Source organism: Actinokineospora baliensis (assembly GCF_016907695.1).
Taxonomy (GTDB): domain Bacteria; phylum Actinomycetota; class Actinomycetes; order Mycobacteriales; family Pseudonocardiaceae; genus Actinokineospora; species Actinokineospora baliensis.
Map to the genome: position 1 here is coordinate 7,230,625 of NZ_JAFBCK010000001.1, position 17,286 is coordinate 7,247,910.

The following is a 17,286-nucleotide window of genomic DNA, read 5'->3' on the forward strand; positions in this document are numbered from 1 at the left end:
CGTCCTCTGTGGATCAGACGGCGATGCCGATCTAGACGGGGATGTGGTTGGCGAACAGCAGCAGGTTGGGCGATCCGGCACCCTGCAGCGTCACCACGTTGGGCGTGGCGTTGCCGGTGAGCGAGGTCGCCGTCTGCCAGGAGGTGTCACCGGGGAAGCGCTGCCGCCACAGGGCGGCGGTGCCGGTGACGTGCGGCGCGGCCATGGAGGTGCCGCTCAGCGTCGTGTAGGAGTTGTCGGCCGTGTGGTAGGCGGAGTAGATGTTGTGGCCGGGGGCGAACAGGTCGACGCAGGTGCCGATGTTGGAGAGGGGCCAGCGCTGGTCGTTGGCCTGGGTGGCCGCCACGGTCGTCGCGGCCGGGGTGCTGGCCGGGGAGTACCCGCAAGCGTTGGCGTTGGAGTTGCCCGCCGCGACCGAGTAGTGCACGTTGGCCGCGATCGAGTTGGTGACGGCGGTGTTGAGCGGCGCGTAGTTCAGGCCGCCGAGGCTCATGTTCGCGACACCCTTGCGGTTGTTGAGGATGGCGTCGTTGGTGACCCAGTCGACGCCCGCGATCACGCTGCCGCCGGTGCCGATGCCCGCACAGTTGAGCACGCGCACCGAGACCAGCTGGACCTGCTTGGCCACGCCGACGGTCGTGCCGCCGACGGTGCCCGCGACGTGCGTGCCGTGGCCGTTGCAGTCGTTGCCGGGCGGGAAAACGCCGCCGATGGTGTCGATGCCGTAGAACGCGCGACCGCCGAACTCCTGGTGGGTGTAGCGGATGCCGGTGTCGATGATGTAGGCGTAGACGTTCGGCGCGGTCTGCGGGTAGTGGTACTTGGTGTCCAGCGGCAGGGACCGCTGGTCGATCCGGTTGAGCCCCCACGACGGCGGCGCGTTCTGCACGCCGAGCGCCTGGGTCTTGTACTCCTGGTCCTGCGCGACGTACTGGTAGGCGGTGTCGGTGGACAGCTGCCTCGCCTGCTCCTCGGACGCCTTGACCAGGAAGCCCCGGATCGCGGTGTAGAACTGCGACTGCACCGTGACCCCGTACTTCGACGAGGCCTCGGCCGCGCGCCGCTTGACCACGTCCGGGGACGCCTGCTGGTCGGCGAGCACGGCGATGTAGGCGTCGGGGACCGCGTTCGCGGTGTCGGCGTAGAGGATCGCGGCCGGTTTGGTCGCCGCGGCGGGTGCCGCGGCCACCGGGACGGCACCGCCGAACCCGGCGACCGCGACGACGACGCCTGCCAGCAGCGCCGTTCTCCTGGACACCTTACGGAACCTGGCGTTCATGCGTTGGGCCTCCACTGAACTGGGACTAACAGGGAAGCCGAGCACATCGCACCGTGGTTGTGGATCGGTTGCGGATCGCTTGCAACGCCTTTCGGCGCAACGGGTTCATCCGCCGTAGGCGCGGATCACTGTCTGTTCCACCTCGTTGCCGTCGCGGTCAACCGCTTTGCCGCGCAGAGACACGAACGCAGTACCCGAAGGGTGCGTGACCGTCGCCGTTCCGTCAACAACCGGTACGTCCACCCAGGTGACACCGTCGTTGAAAGACGCGGAAAGGAGCAACTGCGTCAACGGCACCGCGGGCAGTTGCGGCTGCTTGCCAACGGAGACCGCGACCTTCGTGGTCCGACCGACCGCGTGGTTGCGCTGGTCGAGCCCGATCGGCGCGAAGCGCAGAGCCATCAGCGGCAGGATGGCCCCACCTTTGGCGCGCGGCTGGGGTCGAACGGAGGTGAACGCCCAAGAGGTCAACACCCGAGCCGACAGCGGCGCGGAGCGCTCGACCTTGGCGTCGAGGCGGTACCTCGCGGTGGCCTCCGGCACGTCCCACGTGCCCTGACCAGGCTCGGTCGAGGTCCCGACCAGCTCGCCCTCGCGGTAGAGCGAGGTCTCCGCTGTGTCCACAAGGGACGACGACCCGGTCCGGTCGGCCGAGTCGACGAGCATCGGTACGCCGACCGAGATGGTGTCGTTCACCCGAACGGCCAGCCCGTCCCTGGGCAGCGCGGGCCCGAACACCGCAGTGTTCCAGTCCTCGCGGTAGGTCTGCCCTGGCGCGTGCCGCACCACCTCGCCCGTGCTGACCGACTCGGTGACGACCTGCCCCTTGACCACGCGCCACTGCTGGAACTCCGCGGACCACTGCTCGCCGTTGGCGCCGTGGAACTCGGTCCTGGTCAGCGGTAGGGTGATGGGCAGGCCGTAGCCGGAGCCGGTCTGGAACACCGGGTCGGTGACCAGCCACAACTTCGTGCCGCTGCGCTTGGTCTGGACCTGCCGGTAGGTCGTGTCGACCCTGGCGAGGTCGGCGTCGGCGACCTGCTTGGCGAACCCGTTCGGCAGGGTTCCGCCTTGGAACCAGGCCACGTTGTAGGTCACCGGCGCGCTCTCGACCCCGCCCGCCGCGTCGGGCACGAAGAACGCGCCACCGACATCGGCGACCACGTCCTCGATGGGGCCGCCGTGCTGGACGGCGAAGATGCGTTCGAAGGTGTCGCCGAGGATGCCCGCGTAGAGCGTTCCCCAGGGCAGCCTGCGGCCGTAACCGGTGCCGACCGCACGGGACCGCACGCCTGGTCGGTCGAAGGTGACCGCGATCGGTTTGGCGTCGACGGCGTTGAGCTCCACCGTCGTGTCCGCTGCCACCTGCACGTTCGGCTGCACGACCTTCCGCGAGGTCGTCCGCCCGTCCGGCGTCGGCGCGGAGATCACCGTGTCGAGGTGGTAGGTCCCCTTGCGCACGCGGACCTTGCCCTCGCCGCCGACTGTCCAGATCGGACGGTACTGGTTCCTGCTGACGCCGAACACCAGCGTGAAGTTGCTGTCCGAGCGGTCGCCGGACGCCGTGTTGGTGTGCACGGTGAGGTCGTAGCTCTCCGGCTCCCGGTCGACCGCGACCGGTGTGGTGATCCGCTCCACCCCGCCTTCGGCGGTGATCCACGCGCTGTGCACTGATTCGGTGGCGTCGATCTTCGTGTCGACGGTGACCTCGACGTCGGCCCGGCCGCGCGCGGGCACGATGATCTCCTGCGCCGAGAGCCGGAACATGCCTGCGGGCGGGTCGCCCGCGAGCGAGAGCCGAAGCACCAGCGGGACGGCCGCAGTGTTCACATAGGACAGTTTCTTGGTCACCGGCTGGTCGTCGTCGTGCGGCCACGGCTGCCGCCCGATCGAGACCACGGGCGGATCCGTGACGCCGACCTGGTTGACGGCCCTGGCGACGTCGACCCGCCCGGCGCCCTGGTCGAACGCGGTGGCGTCGTCGAGCCGCTTGGCGGAACCGATCAGCGCGGCCTTGAGCTGCTTCGGCGTCCAGTCCGGGTGCCGTTGCACCAGCAGCGCGGCGGACCCGGCGACGTGCGGGGTGGCCATGGAGGTGCCGCTGAGGTTGGTGTACTTGTCCTTCTTGGTGCCCAGGCGCGAGTACTTCGACCTGGCGGCGACGATCCCGACACCGGGAGCGGAGATCTCCGGCTTGAGCGCGGCGTCGCCGATTCGGGGACCGCGCGAGGAGAAGCCCGCGAACCGGTCGGACTTGTCCACCGCGCCGACGGCCAACGCGGCGTCGGCGCTCGCGGGCGAGGACACGGTTTCCGCGCCGTAGCCGCCGTCATTGCCCGCCGCGATGACGAACAGCGCGCGCTCGCTGAGCCGGTTCACCGCGGCCTCCAGCGGGTCCTCGGCCGCGGTGTCGGTGCCGCCGAGGCTGAGGTTGACGACCTTGGCCCCGGAGGCCACCGCCCACTCCATGCCCGCCAGGATCGACGACTCCGAACACCCCCACCCGCCGCACACCTTGCCGACGAGCAGCTTCGCCTCGGGCGCGACGCCGACGTACTTGCCAGCCGATGCGGACCCGGTGCCCGCCACGGTCGAGGCGACGTGCGTGCCGTGGCCGTCGGAGTCGGCCAGTTCGCCGCCCTCACCGGTGAAGTCGCGGCTGCCCAGGATGCTCTTGCGCAGATCGGGGTGCGTGGCGTCGACACCGGTGTCGAGGACCGCCACCGGCACGCCCTTGCCCGTCCAGCCCGCCGCCCACGCGCTGGGCGCGCCGATCTGCCGAACACTGACATCCAGGCTCGGCTTGCGCCGCCCGTCGAGCCAGACCTTGCCCACCACCCGACTTTGGCTCAACTGAGCCCAATACGCCGCCGCGTCCGACTTGCGCACCTTGACCGCCTTGGCGTCCACACTGGACAATGCGAGACCGGCGCCTGGCGCTGCGGCCGGTGCGATCAGCGGGAGGTCGTCGCGCTCCTCATCGCCGTAGCCCTCCCGCAACAGGGTGGCGACGTCGAACAGCCGGGGATCCAGCCTGCCTGCTTGCAGCGCGGTGAGCGCGTCCGACGGGACGACGGTCATCGCGTCGCCGGTTCCGGAGGTGGCGAACTGGATGCCCTCCCGCCCCGGCCCAGGGTCGACCGCCGGTACGAGACGCCCGCCGGTCCTGCGCAGGGTGACGTGGTCACCGGTGAGGAGCGTGAGCGAGCCGAGGTAATCGGGCGGGCTCACCGCCGCCGCAGGCGGATTCGCGTTCGCGGCGGGGATCGTAAGACCGATCAGCGCGGTCGCGGTGACGGTCAGCAGGGCCAATGCTGGGCGCATCAGTTCAACCAACTCGACGCCCGCCAGCAACGTCTAGGGTCCGTTCGTAGGCAGCCATTCCCAGTCACGGCCGGTCACAGAGCTGACAGGCCTCTAAGGGGGCGTGGGTAACACTGCCCGCATGCTTCGGGGAATCTGGCGCAGCGCGCGCCCGGTGGAGCGGTGGTCCTACGCGGTGGGGGCCGCTCTCTTCGCGAGTGGCGTGGTCCACGTGGTGGTGCTGTTGGTGACAGGGTGGACGTGGATGGGTCCGCTGTCGTTGCGGAAAGCCGCGACGTTCGGGCTGTCGTTCGGCCTTACGCTCGCCACGGTGGCTTGGGCGACCTCGTTCGCCACTATCCGCGCGCGCAGGCTGCTGTTGGGCCTGTTCGCGGGTGCGAGCGTTGTCGAGGTTGTGCTGGTCAGCGTGCAGGCTTGGCGTGGTGTGCCGTCGCACTTCAACTTCGAGACGGCACTGGACACCGGGGTCTCGATGACTCTGGCCGCGGGCGGCGGGGTTCTCATCCTCACCACGGTCGCCTTCACTGTGGCGGCGGTGGTAGGAACCAGACAATCCACGCGGACTATGCGCGTTGCCATACGCTTCGGTCTTATCGCTTTATTGGCGGCCTTGGGGGCTGGCGCCGCGATGATCGCGCGAGGTGTTGTCGAGGCCCGTACCGGCGACCCACAGATCGCCTACACCACTGCGGGGGCTCTTAAGCCACTCCATGCGGTCGCGATGCACGCCATCCTTGTCGTGCCCGTGGTGGCGTGGCTGCTAGACCGGTCTGCCCTTCAGCCAGGCGTAAGGATGCGGCTGGTGTGGTGCACAGTCGTCACGTACAGCGCTCTCATCGCGCTGGCGGCCGTCGACTCTATTACGGGGATTTCGCTGCTGCCATTTCCATGACCTTGGGCCGCGCCACGCGAGTGGTCAGCACCGCGTAGGCAGCGAGTGCGACTCCTGCGGCAAGCATGACCCAACCAGCTGTGGCCTGATTCGCAACCACGTCGTTCTGCCACCCCAAGGCAAGGCGGCCATAGAACTCTCGTCCGAGAGCCGTGCCGCGCGCTAGCAGCACCACCCCCGTCACCACGTAGGCGCCGGCGACCACCAGCACCGGCCCACGGCTTACTCGCGCGAAGAGGACCAGCCCAGTCCCGATGGATGCGCCGAGGATGACCAGCCGCGCCCAGTGGAGGCCCGCGGCGGAGTCATAGAGGCCGAGCGCGTAGGTGACCAAGGGGACCGCAGCAGCGAGCTGAGCCGCAACGAGCGGCCGAGGCACCCACACCGCGACCGGACCGACGAGAGCCAGCGGCTTCCCCCGGGCAAGCAGTGCGGGCACGACCAAACCGACCAAGACCTGAACGCTTAGGTGCGCAGAGAACAGCACCGGTTCGTACTTGCCCAGGCCCGAGCTGGTCGCGATGAGCAGCAGCGCGCATCCCGCCAACCAGGCCACTGTGCGCTCCACCGGCCACGGGTCGGTCCGGCGGCGCAACCGGTCCAGGTACCAGAGGGCAGCGGCCACGGCCGCCGTGCCGAACACCAAGTCGAAGCGCCAGTCCAAGACGACCCTCATGAGGCTGAGGGGCTCGGGCAGCGGGAATCCGATCAGGACCTCAGTGGCCGACAGCCTCCGCCGCTCGCCTATAGGCCCAGAGGTGCGGCTAAGACCCACCGCCAGGCCAATGGTTGCAAGCATGACGAGCACCTCTACGGCACCAAGCTGCAATAGCGCGCGCGGGCGACCCGCGTCGATCATTCGAAGGGTCCGTGTGCGGTGCATGTAGCCGAAGAACCCAAGAAGCAAGGCCGCCGCCGTCTTGGCAACGACAAGCAGTCCGTACTGCGTGCCCAGGTCGTCGAACGACAGCCGCAGCGACGCGTTCACCACGCCGGTCGCGACTACGGCGAGCCAGCACCCCAACGCCACAGCCGAGTAGAGCCGTGCCGCAGTGGCGGCGTAAGAGCGGTTGACCAGAACAAGAAGCGCGACAAGCCCGCCGACCCACAGCGACATCGCGACCACGTGCAGCATCAGGCTGTCGCTGGCGATGTCGTGGTCTCCCCCAGCAGACGAGTGCCCCGTCAGCGCCACAGGAGCCACACCGATAAGCGAGAGCACCAACAGCGCCAGCGGCTTCACCTGAAGCCGCACACCCACCCACACCAACGCGGCCAGGTTCGCGACCACCAACCACGCCAGAGCCACCGACAGCCGCCCGACGGCAGGCCCAAGGAGAGGCAACACGCCCACTACGGTCTGCCCGAGAGCGTCAGCGACGGTCAGCACGACCATGGCCGCCGCCAGCAAGGCCCACCACCCGGCGAAGGTACCGGCGACTCGAGCGGTCTTAGCGGCATCCCGCTGCGGGACGAACACGGCGGCGGCTAGCAGTGCCCCCACCACAAGAACCGCGGCGACCTCCGCGAAGACTCTTACCGACGGCAGCCCATAGCGGACGAAGGCACCCGGATTCGGCAAGCCCAGGACCGGCACCGGCGCCACAGCCGCGATCCCGGCGGCCACGACCGCACCGGTGACCGTACCGACGGCCACCAGCGGCGCGAGCCTGGTCTGCTGCTTCACCCACGACCTCCAGTCAGGGGCGGCCGTGCCCCCGGTCCGAGGAGAGCACCTCGAACGAGGCGATCTTCCACTTCCCGTCGACCTGGACCATCGTCACCGCGTCGACCAAGGTGAGGTTCGGCCGCACCAGGGTCACGGTGACCTTGGCGCCCTCCGGCGTGGTGACCGTGTCGCCGACCTGGAACGACACCATCGTGTCGGCCTTGGCCCGCTCGCACAACCGCTCCACCGTGCCGTAGCTGCCCCGCACCGGGTCGGTCAGCAGGTCGAAGGCGGTCGGGCAGTCCTCGGCGATCGCGGCCCCGAAGTACCCCGACACCGCCGCGGCCGGGGTGTCGTCCGGGGTGCTGAAGAGCCAGAACTGGGCGGCCACCACGGCCAGTACCGCGGCGGCGACCCCGGCCAGGACACCGGGCCGCCTGGTCAGCGGCCGGGCGTCCTGGGCTGGGGTGGCCATCAGGCGTGCTTGAACACGACGGTGGTGACCATCCACGGCGTGTTCGCCACCGTGTTCACCGTCGCGTTCGGTCGGGCGCCGAGCACAGCGAGCTGGTCCTCGATCAGCATCTCCATGTCCCCGGCGGGCGAGGAGTTGAGGCGCTGGGTGAACCCGGCACCCGGCGTCAGGTTCCGCGAAAACCCGGAGTCGACGTAGAAGCCCACGGCGAGGTGGTTGTTGTCGGTGACCGCCGCGGTCTGCCCGGACGAGGCCACCGCCGTGGTGCCCTTCGCGGAGATGAAGGAGTCGACCGCGCCCGCGCCGGAGGCCAGCGACAGGCCGGAGTACTCGACGACACCCACCCCGATGTCGGCTGAGGCCGACGCCGACGCGGTCACAGTCAGCCGCTGTCCGCCACCGGCGGTGATGGGCGCGGTCCAGATGCTCTGCTCGGTGTTGTCCGTGGCGACGATGCTCGCCACCTTGGTGTAGACGTTGCCCGCCGAGTCCCGGACGCCGGTGGCCCTGGAGCCGACCGTGTTCCAGATGCCTACCTGCACCACGAGCCGGTCGCCCACCTGCACCGCGGACGGCGTGGTCACCGCGCGCTCTGCCCCCGGTCCGCGACCGGTCACCTGCTGCACGTACCCGGGGATGGGGGTGGCGGACGGGGTCACCGAGTTCGACGGGGTCGACGGGGCACTAGTGCCGATCGCGTTGGTCGCGGTGACACGGAACGTGTAGGCCGTGCCGTTGGTAAGACCCGTGACCTGAGCCGTAGTGCCAGTCACGGCCACCGGGGTCTGCGGGGTCGAACCGACGTAAGGCGTCACGGTGTAACCGGTGATGGCATTGCCGCCGTCGCCAGGGGCCGACCAGGTGACCGTCGCCGAAGCGTTGCCCGCGACCGCGGCCACCGCCGAGGGAGCGGACGGGGCGGTGATCGACGGCAGGATCCGCACGGTCTTGGCGACCGAGGGCACGCCCGCGGAGTTCACCACGAACAGCATGTAGTCACCGGGCGGGGCCAGCGTGGCGCCCGCCGGGGTCTGGATGTCGAGCTTGCCGACGCCCTTGGTGAACTGCAGCGGGACGAACCGCTGGTCCATGTCGCTCTGGTGGGTGTTGGCGCCCATCGACACCAGGTTGACCGCGCTGATGTCGGCCGCGTCCGGGGTGGACACCGAGATCGTCTGCGCGTACGCGGTGCTCGCCGGGGCCGACGTGACCGTCGGGCGGGCGCCGTTGAACAGGTACGGCGGGGAGAAGATCTGCGCGGAGAACTGGCCGGGCACGGTGGCGCTGATGTGGTGGCCACCGCCCGCGACGAGCACGCGGCCGTCGGCCATCAGCAGCGCGGTCTGGTGGTACTGGCGCGGGACGGCCATCGCGCCCGCGTTGGTCCACTTCTCGGTGGCCGGGTCCCAGATCTCGGCGTTGAGGATGCCGGTGTTGAGCTTGCTCTGGTCGCTGGTGGGCGCGCCGCCGACCGCGAGAACCTTGCCGTCGGCCATGGTGGTGAGGGTGTGGAAGTCGCGCGCGGTGTTCATCGGCGAGGTCTGCCGCCACGCCGCGGTCGGCGCGGTCAGGTCGATCACCGAGGTGTTGGCCATCGCGGGCGCGCCGTCGGAGACGGTGGTCGACCCGCCGCTGTAGAGGATCTTGCCGGGTCGGTACATGGTCGACGAGCCGTTGATGACGCCGCTGGCGCCCACCGGGGTCCAGGTCTGGTTGTTCACGTCGAGCCAGTAGGAGACGTCCTCCGACGGGCCCATCGTGAAGACCTTGCCGTTGGGGGCCAGGTAGGCGAAGGGGTACTCCACCTCGTGGATCTGCGAGGTGTTGACGTTGTTGAGGACGGTCCAGGTGTTGTTGGCCGGGTCGTAGACCTCGGGGTGCTCCGCCCAGGTGTAGGCGTCGGAGGTGTTGCCGCTGATGGTGACGTAGCGGCCGTCCGGCAGCTCGGTGATGCTCGGGTACCACCGGGGGTAGTGCATGTCCGCGACGCGGCTCCACGCGTTGGTGGCCGGGTCGAAGATGGTGGTGTCCTTGATGCCGAGCTCGCCGGTGGAGACCACGCCGTAGCCGCCGACGACGAGGACGCGGCCGTCGGGCAGGTGGGCGTTGGCGGCGCAGAAGATGCTGTCCGGCGCCATGATGGTGGTGAAGTTGTTGGTCGCCGGGTCCCACAGGTAGGTCGGCTCCGGCTGGTGCCACCCGTCCCACAGCAGGTACTTGCCGTTGTTCAACGCCACCATGTGCACCGCGACGAACGGCCAGTCCATGGCGGGCGCCCATTGGCCCTGCGGGGACGCCGTGGGCGTGACCGCGTTAGAGGGGGCGGACGGGCTACTAGTGCCGATGGCGTTGGTCGCAGCGACGGTGAAGGTGTAAGAGGTGCCGTTGGTCAAGCCGGGCACTTGCAGCGTGGAGGCGGGGCCGCTGAGGGTGATGGGTGCCTGCGCGGTGCCGTTCGCGTAAGGGATGACGGTGTAGGTCGTGATGGGGCTGCCGCCGTTGGGCGGGGCGGTCCAGTTCAGGGTCGCGCTGGCGTTGCCCGCCTGCGCGGTCACCGAGGTGGGCGTGGACGGGGCGGTCGGACCGCCGCCGCCGGTCGAGCCCGACGCCTTGAAGACGACCGTGGACATCAACCACGGCACCCCGGACCCGGTGGACACCCCGGCGCTGGGCTGCTCGCCCGCGCCGACCGGGCGGTCCTCCATCACGAACTCCATGTCGGAGGTCGGGGACACGTTGACCCGCTCGGTGAACCCGGCGCCCGCGGCGAGGGTCTTGCCGAACCCGGAGTCGGCGTAGAACCCGATGGCCAGGCCGTCACCCGTGGTCACCGGCGTCGGACCGGACGTGACCACCCCGGCGACCGTGCTGGTCCCCGTCGCCTGCGCCTTCTGGTCCACCACGGTCGCGTCGGCCACCTGGGACAGGCCGGAGTACTCGGCGACCGCGATGCCCAGGTCGGCCTTGGCGGTCGCGGTCACGGTGATGGCGGGCTTGGTGCCGCCGCCGTTGACCACCGGCGCGCTCCACACGCTGAGCTCGGTGCCGTCGGAGGCGGTGACCGAGGAGAGCAGGGTGTAGGTGTTGTTCGCCGCGTCCTTGACCGACTTGGCCTTGGCGTTGCCGCTGCTCCAGATCCCGATCTGCACGACGATCCGGTTACCGGTGGTCACGTTGCCCGGCAGGGTCACGGCCTTGCTGGCCACCACGGCCCGAGCGGTCACCTTCTGCACGAACGCGGGCGCCACCGCGGCCGCGTACCCGGGCAACCCGAACCCGACCAGCACCAACGACACCAGCGCGGCCAACACCACACGCGCCCGGCGGGGGCGAAGCAATCCCATGACCCGTCCTCGACCGAAGTTCCCAGGCCGACCACGCCGGCGTCGCTTACATCGCTACGCCCGGGTCAACGTTTCGCCTGGAGAGGGCCCGTCACACAATTACGCCCTTCGGCGGTATCGACGACAGAACCCCTGGTGAGGTGGGGATTTTCGACTCCCCCACCATTCCCGCCGCCCGGCCACCGAAATTCGGACAAAAGCGCAGAAAATGGGCGCTAGCGGTTGTGGAGGCCGCCGTGGAGGTGGCCGACCTGGATCGCGGTGCCGGTGTGGATGCCGCTCATGGTGTTGTGGACGGGGCCGGTGGTGGCGGGGGGTTGCGGGGTGGGGTCCTCGTCGTCGGGGGTGGTGGGGGCGGGGGTGGGGACCAGGCCGGTGGTGAGGAGGTCGCCGCTGGGGGTGGGGACGTGGAGGTGGGCGGTGGCGCGGTACTCCTTGATCCGCACCTCGACCGGGGAGGTGGGCAGGGAGGCGTAGGCGGTGACCACGACGTCGTCGTGGAGGCGGTCGGAGATGAGGGCGGCGAGGTAGGTGCGCTCGGGGTCGGACCGCGTGAGGGCGTCGCGCAGGGGGGCGGCGTCGAGGAGGCGGTGGGCGGTGACCAGGGCCTGGCCGCCACCGGTGGGGCGGATGGGGCCGACGTGCACGGCGGCGCGCAGCCGCAGCCGCAGAGCCCGGTTGAACCGGCGCATGTAGGCGTCGCGGGCGACTAGGACCTCCTGGAGCGCGCCGAAGAACCCCTCGAGCACGGCGGGCAGGTACCGGGTGTCGAAGGCCAGCCCCATGCCGTCGCCGGTGTCCTGCGGGAACAGCCGCCCCTCCCAGACGTGCGCCAGGCCGCTGCCGTTGAACGCCCCCTCGAGGACCTCGGGGATCGCCTCCGCGAGCTTCTGCTGACCGGGGTCGGTGTTCGAGCCGTACCGCTCGGCGTCCACCACGAGCACACCCAGGTACGGCGGCAGTTCCTCGCTCACTTCGTCCTCCCCGATCGCGTCCGCGTTCGTGCACGACCACCGTACTGGGCACGGGCGTCCCGGTTGGAGGACAAAAGCTGGTCGATTCCCCGGTGTTGCCCGAACGGGCAGGACTCGCCCGCGCGCCATCACACCCGGTGGCGACCGGGCGAGGAACCCGGAAAGCCCGTTCCCGAAAGGAGCCCCCCATGGCGACCGAGTTCAAGTTCGTGGTCGACGGCCTGGAGCTGTCGGACGCCCAGCGCGCGGTCATCGCCCAGGCGGTGGCAGAGGCGGGCACGGCGGCGGTCGACAGGGTCATCGGCCGCGACGTGCCTTACTTCGAGTTCGGCGGCACCCGGCTGCGCAAGTGGGAGCTGATCGGCCGGTACCTGCTGGCCGGTCCGCGCGCGCACGAGCTCGCCGAGCAGGTGCAGGGCTTCCTCGGCAAGCGGGAAGGGTGAAGGCCACCTGCCCGAGCGGCCAGGCGGCCCCCGGCGCCACCCTGCTCGGGATCATGGGCCCCGGCGGCCGGGTCGTGTTCACCCCGCACGGCCCGAGCCTGACCGAGGACCTGCGCACCCACCTCGAGTCCCAGGTCGACGGCCCGCTGGAGACCAGGTACCGCTTCGCCACCCCCTGCGCCACCACCGGCTGCGCCTTCTGGGACGGCGCCTGCCGAGCCCTCGACGCCGCCCACGAGGAGTACCCGACCGCCATGGCGGCCCTCCCCGAATGCGGTATCCGCGACACGTGCCGCTGGTGGTCCCAAGAGGGACCCACCGCCTGCGCGGTCTGCCCGCAGGTCCGCACGCGAGCGTGACCCGCCTATAGGCCCTCGGTCGTCGCCCAACCACGGCGATCGGGGGCCTTGGCGCGTCCCGGACCAGGCTCCTCCGTCAGCGGACCACGCCCGAGCCCGGCGGCCGTCTCTTGGGTAAGAGGTCCACTACCCCGCGCCATCGAGCTTTTCGGGAACCGAATTCCGATCGCGTTCGGTCCGAATAGTCGGATTCCCGCGCCATCGACCCGTTCCCATTCATCTTCAGCATTCCCATTCTCTACTCCTTCCGGTGGACACACGACCACCGTATCGGCGCCTGAGCAGCAGGAACAACAGCGATGTCAGAGCTGTGGACGAGATGGCGGGTTGTGGACAACTACGCATTCGGCGCGCGGTTGGCACGAAGCGGTCATGACGCCCGAGGGGGCCGCGCAACCGCACCCCCGGAGAGCGCGACCAGGGCCAACTGGTGAATTCCGCCGGGTTATTGGTCTAGACCTAAACCGATTCACGCGCTAGATTCGAGTGTGGTCTAGACCACAGGGCCTACTCCGTCATCCCCTGGAGCCACCCCATGAGACGTACCCTCCGTCGTTTGTCCACCGTGGCGGCGAGCCTCCTGCTGGCCGCCTCCGCACTGATCGTCATCAACCAACCGGCCTCGGCGGCGGGCTCGCTGCGCGCCGCGCTCGTCATGACCGGGACCAGTGGCGAGTACACCGTCACCAACTCCGGCAGCGCCGCCGTCACCGGGTGGGCGATCACGTTCGAGGTCCCGGCGGGCGTGACCGCCACCGCGAACGCGAACGCGACCGTCAGCCAGACCGGTAGTCGCGTCACCCTCACCCCGGCCTACTACATCAACACGATCCAGCCGGGTCGCACGACGTACCCGTACAGCCCGTCGTTCCGGCTCAGCGCCGCGGCGACCCCCAGCAAGTGCCGGGTCGACAACGGCAACTGCGATGGCTCTCCCGACACCCCGCCCGCTGCCCCGGCGAACCTGCGCGCGACGGTGAAGACGACCAAGACCATCACTCTTGCCTGGGACGCCTCGGCGATGGGCTCGCTGCCGGTCGCGAACTACGAGCTCTACCAGGGCACCAGCCTGGTCGCGACCACGCCTGACCTTACGGCGAGCGTGAAGGACCTAACGCCGAACACGGCGTACACGTTCACCGTGAAGGCGAAGGACACCAATGGTCTCTCGTCAGCGGCCAGCGCGCCCCTGACCGTGACGACCAACAACCCGTCCGACGACACCCAGGCCCCCACGGTGCCCGGCGGTCTGCGCTCCACCGCGACCGACTCCGGCAGCGTCACCCTCGCCTGGAACGCCTCTACGGACAACACCGGCGTAGTCGCCTACGACGTCTACGTCAACGGCGCGGCAGGCCCCACCGTCACCACCACTACGACCAAGGTGACCGGCCTATCGCCTTCCACCGCGTACAGCTTCACCGTGCGCGCGCGGGACGGCTACGACAACGCGTCCGCTCAGAGCGCGGCGGTGTCGGCCACCACGAAGGACATCGTCGACGGGTACGCCCGCATCGGGTACTTCGTGCAGTGGGGCATCTACGGCAGGCAGTTCTTCCTCAAGAACCTCGTCACCAACGGGGCCGCGGCGAAGCTGACCCACCTGCTCTACGCGTTCGGCAACATCGACCCGGTCAACCTGACCTGCCTCACCGGCGTCACCAAGGGCACCACGGCCAACCCGCAGGACCCGAACCAGGGCGACGGCGCGGGCGACGCAGAGGCGGACTACTCGCGCCCGTTCTCCGCGGGCCAGTCGGTCGACGGGGTCGGCGACACCGGGTGGGAGACGCTGCGCGGCAACTTCAACCAGCTCAAGAAGCTGAAGGCGAAGTACCCGAACCTGAAGGTCCTGATCTCCCTCGGCGGGTGGACCTACTCGAAGTACTTCTCCGACGTCGCCGCCACCGACGCCGCCCGCAAGAAGTTCGTGGCGTCCTGCATCGACACCTACATCAACGGCAACATCAAGGCCTACGGCGGCGCGGGTGGCCCCGGCACCGCGGCGGGCATCTTCGACGGCATCGACATCGACTGGGAGTGGCCGGGCAGCGGTGACGGTCACCCGGGCAACCACTGGTCGCCCAATGACAAGGACAACCTGACGCTGCTGCTCAAGGAGTTCCGCGAGCAGCTGGACGCTAAGAGCAAGACCACCGGTAAGAGGTACGAGCTCCAGGCGTTCACCCCCGCGGACCCGGGCAAGGTCCAGTCGGGCTGGGACGTCCCGAAGATCTTCGACTACCTGGACGTCGCGAACGTGCAGGGCTACGACTTCCACGGTTCCGGTAGTGACAACTCGTGGGAGCCCAACCGCACCGGCCACCAGGGCAACCTGTACCCGGACGCGGAGGACCCCTACAACAACAAGTTCAGCGTAGAGGGCGCCATCAAGGCCTACACGGACAAGGGCGCCAACCCACGCAAGCTGACCCTGGGCCTAGCGTTCTACGGCCGAGGTTGGCAGGGGGTCCCCGACAACGGCAAGAAGGGCGAGTGGCAGTCCGCGACGGGCGCCGCTCCTGGCCAGTTCGCCGAAGAGGCGGGTACACGCGGGTACAGCAACCTGCTCGCTAGCGTGCCCAACTGCACCATCTACCACGACACAGCCTCTATAGCGACGGCCTGCCACACCGGCGGCACCAACGGCCAATGGTGGACCTTCGACGACGCGTGGTCGATCCAGCAGAAGATCACCTGGCTGAAGCAGAAGAAGCTGCTCGGCGTCATGGCATGGGAGATGTCCGGCGACCCGGGCGTGCTCATGACCGCGGTTGACAACGGCCTGAAGTAACCACCACCACTCGGATGGGGCTCCTCGTACGCGGGGAGCCCCATCCGCTGTGTTACTTGACGTGGCGAACCAGCGCGGCGACGTCGGCGGTGAGGAGGGCGCCGTGCGGGTTCTTGCTGTCCCGCAGGTGGCGGAGAGTGCTGGCCACCTCGACGCAGTCGGAGTTGTTGGCGGATCGGCTTGACTTCTTGAACCGCATGGTGCGCTCCTAGCGGGTCTTGGCGAACCTGATCAGGGCAGCAGCGTCGGCCGCGAGCGACGGCCCGTGGGGGTTCTTGCTGTCGCGCAGGCGATGAAGGGTGTTGGCGACCTCGACACAGTTCGAGTTGGCGGCAGAGCGGCTGGACTTCTTGAACCGCATGGTGCGCTCCTAGCGGGTCTTGGCGAACCTGATCAGGGCAGCGGCGTCGACCGCGAGCGGCGAGCCTGCGGGGTTCTTGCTGTCGCGCAGGTGGCGCAAGCTGTGTCCCACCTCCACGCAGTCGGAGTTGGCGGCGGACCGGCTGGACTTCTTGAACCGCAAGGGCTCGGTGGGCATGTCAATCTCCGAGAGGCAGTTGGTCGATCTCTCGCTTCAGCCTATCTCGGGTCTCCTCAGCCGACAAAGCATGCCTGAGCAGCCAGCGCTTTGCCTCGGTGTAGAGCTTGGTCTCCTGGTCGAACAGGAACGTCGACGAATCGTAGTGCTCGAACAACACCGCAGAGCCTGCGTGGTCGAAGTCCATCAGGTACCAGCCAGACACTGTCAGAACGGTCGGCTCCTCGACGATACGGAGCACAACGTTGTCCCGAAGGGACAAACGATGTAGATGCGCCAACTGGCTTGCAAACTCCTCGACCGCGCAGATCCTGTTGCGCAATGCGGCCACACCGATGAGTGCGATGTACTCGAAGTCATCTCGCGACAACAGACCCTGCCTCAGCTGCCGTGCCCGCAACCGTGGTGCGATCTCAAGCTCGGGCACTTCCCAGCCGCGTAGAGTCGCGCTCGCATAGGCCGAAGTCTGCAGCAGCCCGGGAATGATGGTTGGGCTCCAGTTCGTTGACCGGATCGCCTCGGCCTCGTAGGCCGCGAGGGCACCGAGTTCGCTCGGGACACCCGCAGGTGGCCGGTCCCACCACCCGAGGCTGGGTTCCTCCTTGGCCCAGGCGATCAGCCGGTCGCGGTCCTCGTGCGGGATCTTGTAGATCAACGCGAGTCCCATCACCGATTCGGGTGAAAGTCCGCGCAGCCCGCGCTCCACCCGGCTCAGCGTCGACTCCTTCCAGTTGAGCACCTCGCACACCGCCGCGAGGCTCATACCTGCGGCTTTGCGGATCGCGCGCAACTCCGCGCCCAGCGCGCGGTCCTTGGGCGACGCCGGTTTGTGGTTGCCGCTGAGCACGAATGTCCTCCTGGAGGTTTCTGTCACGGTGGGCAACGCCCTAGCTTCGGTGACCCGACGCGGAATGGCCGCGTTGTTGTGGCAAATAGTGAAGGGTCTCCCCAGTGACGCGCAATCCGGACATCGACGTCTACGCCACCATCCGCCCCGGCGCCGAAATCAGCTGCGAGGTAACCAAGACCGAAGTCCAGTTCCACTTCGGCAGCAAGGCCGACGGCTTCCACCTGATCATCGAAGCAGGCGCCCTGTCACAGTTTGTCACCCACATCCACAACGCCGCCGCACAGTACGCCCAAGCCGCCTGAGGCGCCGCTGGTGGGGACCGATCCGCGTCCCCACCCAGCCCCT

General features: G+C 69.0%; 15 protein-coding genes. 5 read left to right on the plus strand and 10 right to left on the minus strand.

What is annotated here, in order from left to right; all coding sequences use genetic code 11:
- Positions 1-31: 31 nt before the first annotated feature.
- Together JOD54_RS31760 and JOD54_RS31765 are read right to left on the minus strand one after the other, a co-directional pair.
- Positions 32-1,258 (minus strand): S8 family peptidase, encoded by a 1,227-nt coding sequence (locus tag JOD54_RS31760; protein WP_307860443.1) that lies wholly within the window; start codon positions 1,256-1,258, stop codon positions 32-34.
- Between the two features lie 126 nt (positions 1,259-1,384).
- Positions 1,385-4,603: a S8 family serine peptidase gene (locus JOD54_RS31765; RefSeq protein WP_204455615.1), complete on the minus strand. Its 3,219-nt coding sequence runs from the start codon at positions 4,601-4,603 to the stop codon at positions 1,385-1,387.
- 211 nt (positions 4,604-4,814) lie between these two features.
- On the opposite strand from JOD54_RS31765, the gene JOD54_RS31770 reads away from it, so the two are divergent.
- Entirely contained in the window at positions 4,815-5,495 is a 681-nt protein-coding gene (locus tag JOD54_RS31770) for a hypothetical protein (protein ID WP_204455616.1), read from the plus strand.
- Here the strand turns inward: JOD54_RS31770 and JOD54_RS31775 are convergent.
- From JOD54_RS31775 to JOD54_RS31790, 4 genes are all read right to left on the minus strand, one after another.
- Positions 5,464-7,182, minus strand: coding sequence for a cytochrome c oxidase assembly protein (locus JOD54_RS31775; protein ID WP_204455617.1), 1,719 nt, complete (start codon positions 7,180-7,182; stop codon positions 5,464-5,466). The genes JOD54_RS31770 and JOD54_RS31775 overlap by 32 nt on opposite strands.
- Before the next feature lie 13 nt (positions 7,183-7,195).
- On the minus strand, positions 7,196-7,639 hold the full coding sequence (locus tag JOD54_RS31780) for an MTB12 C-terminal domain-containing protein (RefSeq protein WP_204455618.1): 444 nt from the start codon (positions 7,637-7,639) through the stop codon (positions 7,196-7,198).
- A complete protein-coding gene (locus JOD54_RS31785; RefSeq protein WP_204455619.1) occupies positions 7,639-10,983 on the minus strand; it encodes a fibronectin type III domain-containing protein in 3,345 nt (1,114 codons plus the stop codon). The genes JOD54_RS31780 and JOD54_RS31785 overlap by 1 nt, the downstream gene beginning before the upstream one ends.
- 215 nt (positions 10,984-11,198) lie before the next feature.
- A complete protein-coding gene (locus JOD54_RS31790; protein WP_204455620.1) occupies positions 11,199-11,957 on the minus strand; it encodes a hypothetical protein in 759 nt (252 codons plus the stop codon).
- Between the two features lie 188 nt (positions 11,958-12,145).
- On the opposite strand from JOD54_RS31790, the gene JOD54_RS31795 reads away from it, so the two are divergent.
- The 3 genes from JOD54_RS31795 (at position 12,146) to JOD54_RS31805 (ending at position 15,553) form a co-directional block, all read left to right on the plus strand.
- On the plus strand, positions 12,146-12,400 hold the full coding sequence (locus JOD54_RS31795) for a hypothetical protein (protein WP_204455621.1): 255 nt from the start codon (positions 12,146-12,148) through the stop codon (positions 12,398-12,400).
- On the plus strand, positions 12,397-12,759 hold the full coding sequence (locus tag JOD54_RS31800; protein WP_204455622.1) for a hypothetical protein: 363 nt from the start codon (positions 12,397-12,399) through the stop codon (positions 12,757-12,759). Before JOD54_RS31795 ends, JOD54_RS31800 begins: the two co-directional genes overlap by 4 nt.
- 535 nt (positions 12,760-13,294) lie before the next feature.
- The gene (locus tag JOD54_RS31805; protein WP_204455623.1) at positions 13,295-15,553 is read left to right on the plus strand and encodes a glycosyl hydrolase family 18 protein; all 2,259 of its coding nucleotides are present in this window, start codon (positions 13,295-13,297) and stop codon (positions 15,551-15,553) included.
- 52 nt (positions 15,554-15,605) lie between these two features.
- Here JOD54_RS31805 and JOD54_RS31810 read toward each other — a convergent pair whose 3' ends face one another.
- From JOD54_RS31810 to JOD54_RS31825, 4 genes are read right to left on the minus strand one after another with little or no spacing between them, the layout of a single operon-like run.
- Positions 15,606-15,752 (minus strand): DUF397 domain-containing protein, encoded by a 147-nt coding sequence (locus JOD54_RS31810; RefSeq protein WP_204455624.1) that lies wholly within the window; start codon positions 15,750-15,752, stop codon positions 15,606-15,608.
- Positions 15,753-15,761: 9 nt separating this feature from the next.
- Positions 15,762-15,914 carry a DUF397 domain-containing protein gene (locus JOD54_RS31815; RefSeq protein ID WP_204455625.1) on the minus strand — a complete coding sequence of 51 codons (153 nt, stop codon included), beginning with the start codon at positions 15,912-15,914 and terminating at the stop codon, positions 15,762-15,764.
- Positions 15,915-15,923: 9 nt separating this feature from the next.
- Positions 15,924-16,091 (minus strand): DUF397 domain-containing protein, encoded by a 168-nt coding sequence (locus tag JOD54_RS31820; protein ID WP_204455626.1) that lies wholly within the window; start codon positions 16,089-16,091, stop codon positions 15,924-15,926.
- 1 nt (position 16,092) lies between these two features.
- Positions 16,093-16,938 carry a helix-turn-helix domain-containing protein gene (locus tag JOD54_RS31825; protein ID WP_204455627.1) on the minus strand — a complete coding sequence of 282 codons (846 nt, stop codon included), beginning with the start codon at positions 16,936-16,938 and terminating at the stop codon, positions 16,093-16,095.
- A gap of 104 nt (positions 16,939-17,042) precedes the next feature.
- On the opposite strand from JOD54_RS31825, the gene JOD54_RS31830 reads away from it, so the two are divergent.
- A complete protein-coding gene (locus JOD54_RS31830) occupies positions 17,043-17,243 on the plus strand; it encodes a hypothetical protein (protein ID WP_204455628.1) in 201 nt (66 codons plus the stop codon).
- Positions 17,244-17,286: the final 43 nt, after the last annotated feature.

Excerpts from the sequence above, each read along its gene's own strand:
- JOD54_RS31805 (WP_204455623.1), top strand. The coding sequence starts at position 13,295 with ATGAGACGTACCCTCCGTCGTTTGTCCACCGTGGCGGCGAGCCTCCTG.
- JOD54_RS31765 (WP_204455615.1), bottom strand. The coding sequence starts at position 4,603 with ATGCGCCCAGCATTGGCCCTGCTGACCGTCACCGCGACCGCGCTGATC.
- JOD54_RS31780 (WP_204455618.1), bottom strand. The coding sequence starts at position 7,639 with ATGGCCACCCCAGCCCAGGACGCCCGGCCGCTGACCAGGCGGCCCGGT.
- JOD54_RS31795 (WP_204455621.1), top strand. The coding sequence starts at position 12,146 with ATGGCGACCGAGTTCAAGTTCGTGGTCGACGGCCTGGAGCTGTCGGAC.
- JOD54_RS31820 (WP_204455626.1), bottom strand. The coding sequence starts at position 16,091 with ATGCCCACCGAGCCCTTGCGGTTCAAGAAGTCCAGCCGGTCCGCCGCC.
- JOD54_RS31810 (WP_204455624.1), bottom strand. The coding sequence starts at position 15,752 with ATGCGGTTCAAGAAGTCAAGCCGATCCGCCAACAACTCCGACTGCGTC.
- JOD54_RS31815 (WP_204455625.1), bottom strand. The coding sequence starts at position 15,914 with ATGCGGTTCAAGAAGTCCAGCCGCTCTGCCGCCAACTCGAACTGTGTC.
- JOD54_RS31785 (WP_204455619.1), bottom strand. The coding sequence starts at position 10,983 with ATGGGATTGCTTCGCCCCCGCCGGGCGCGTGTGGTGTTGGCCGCGCTG.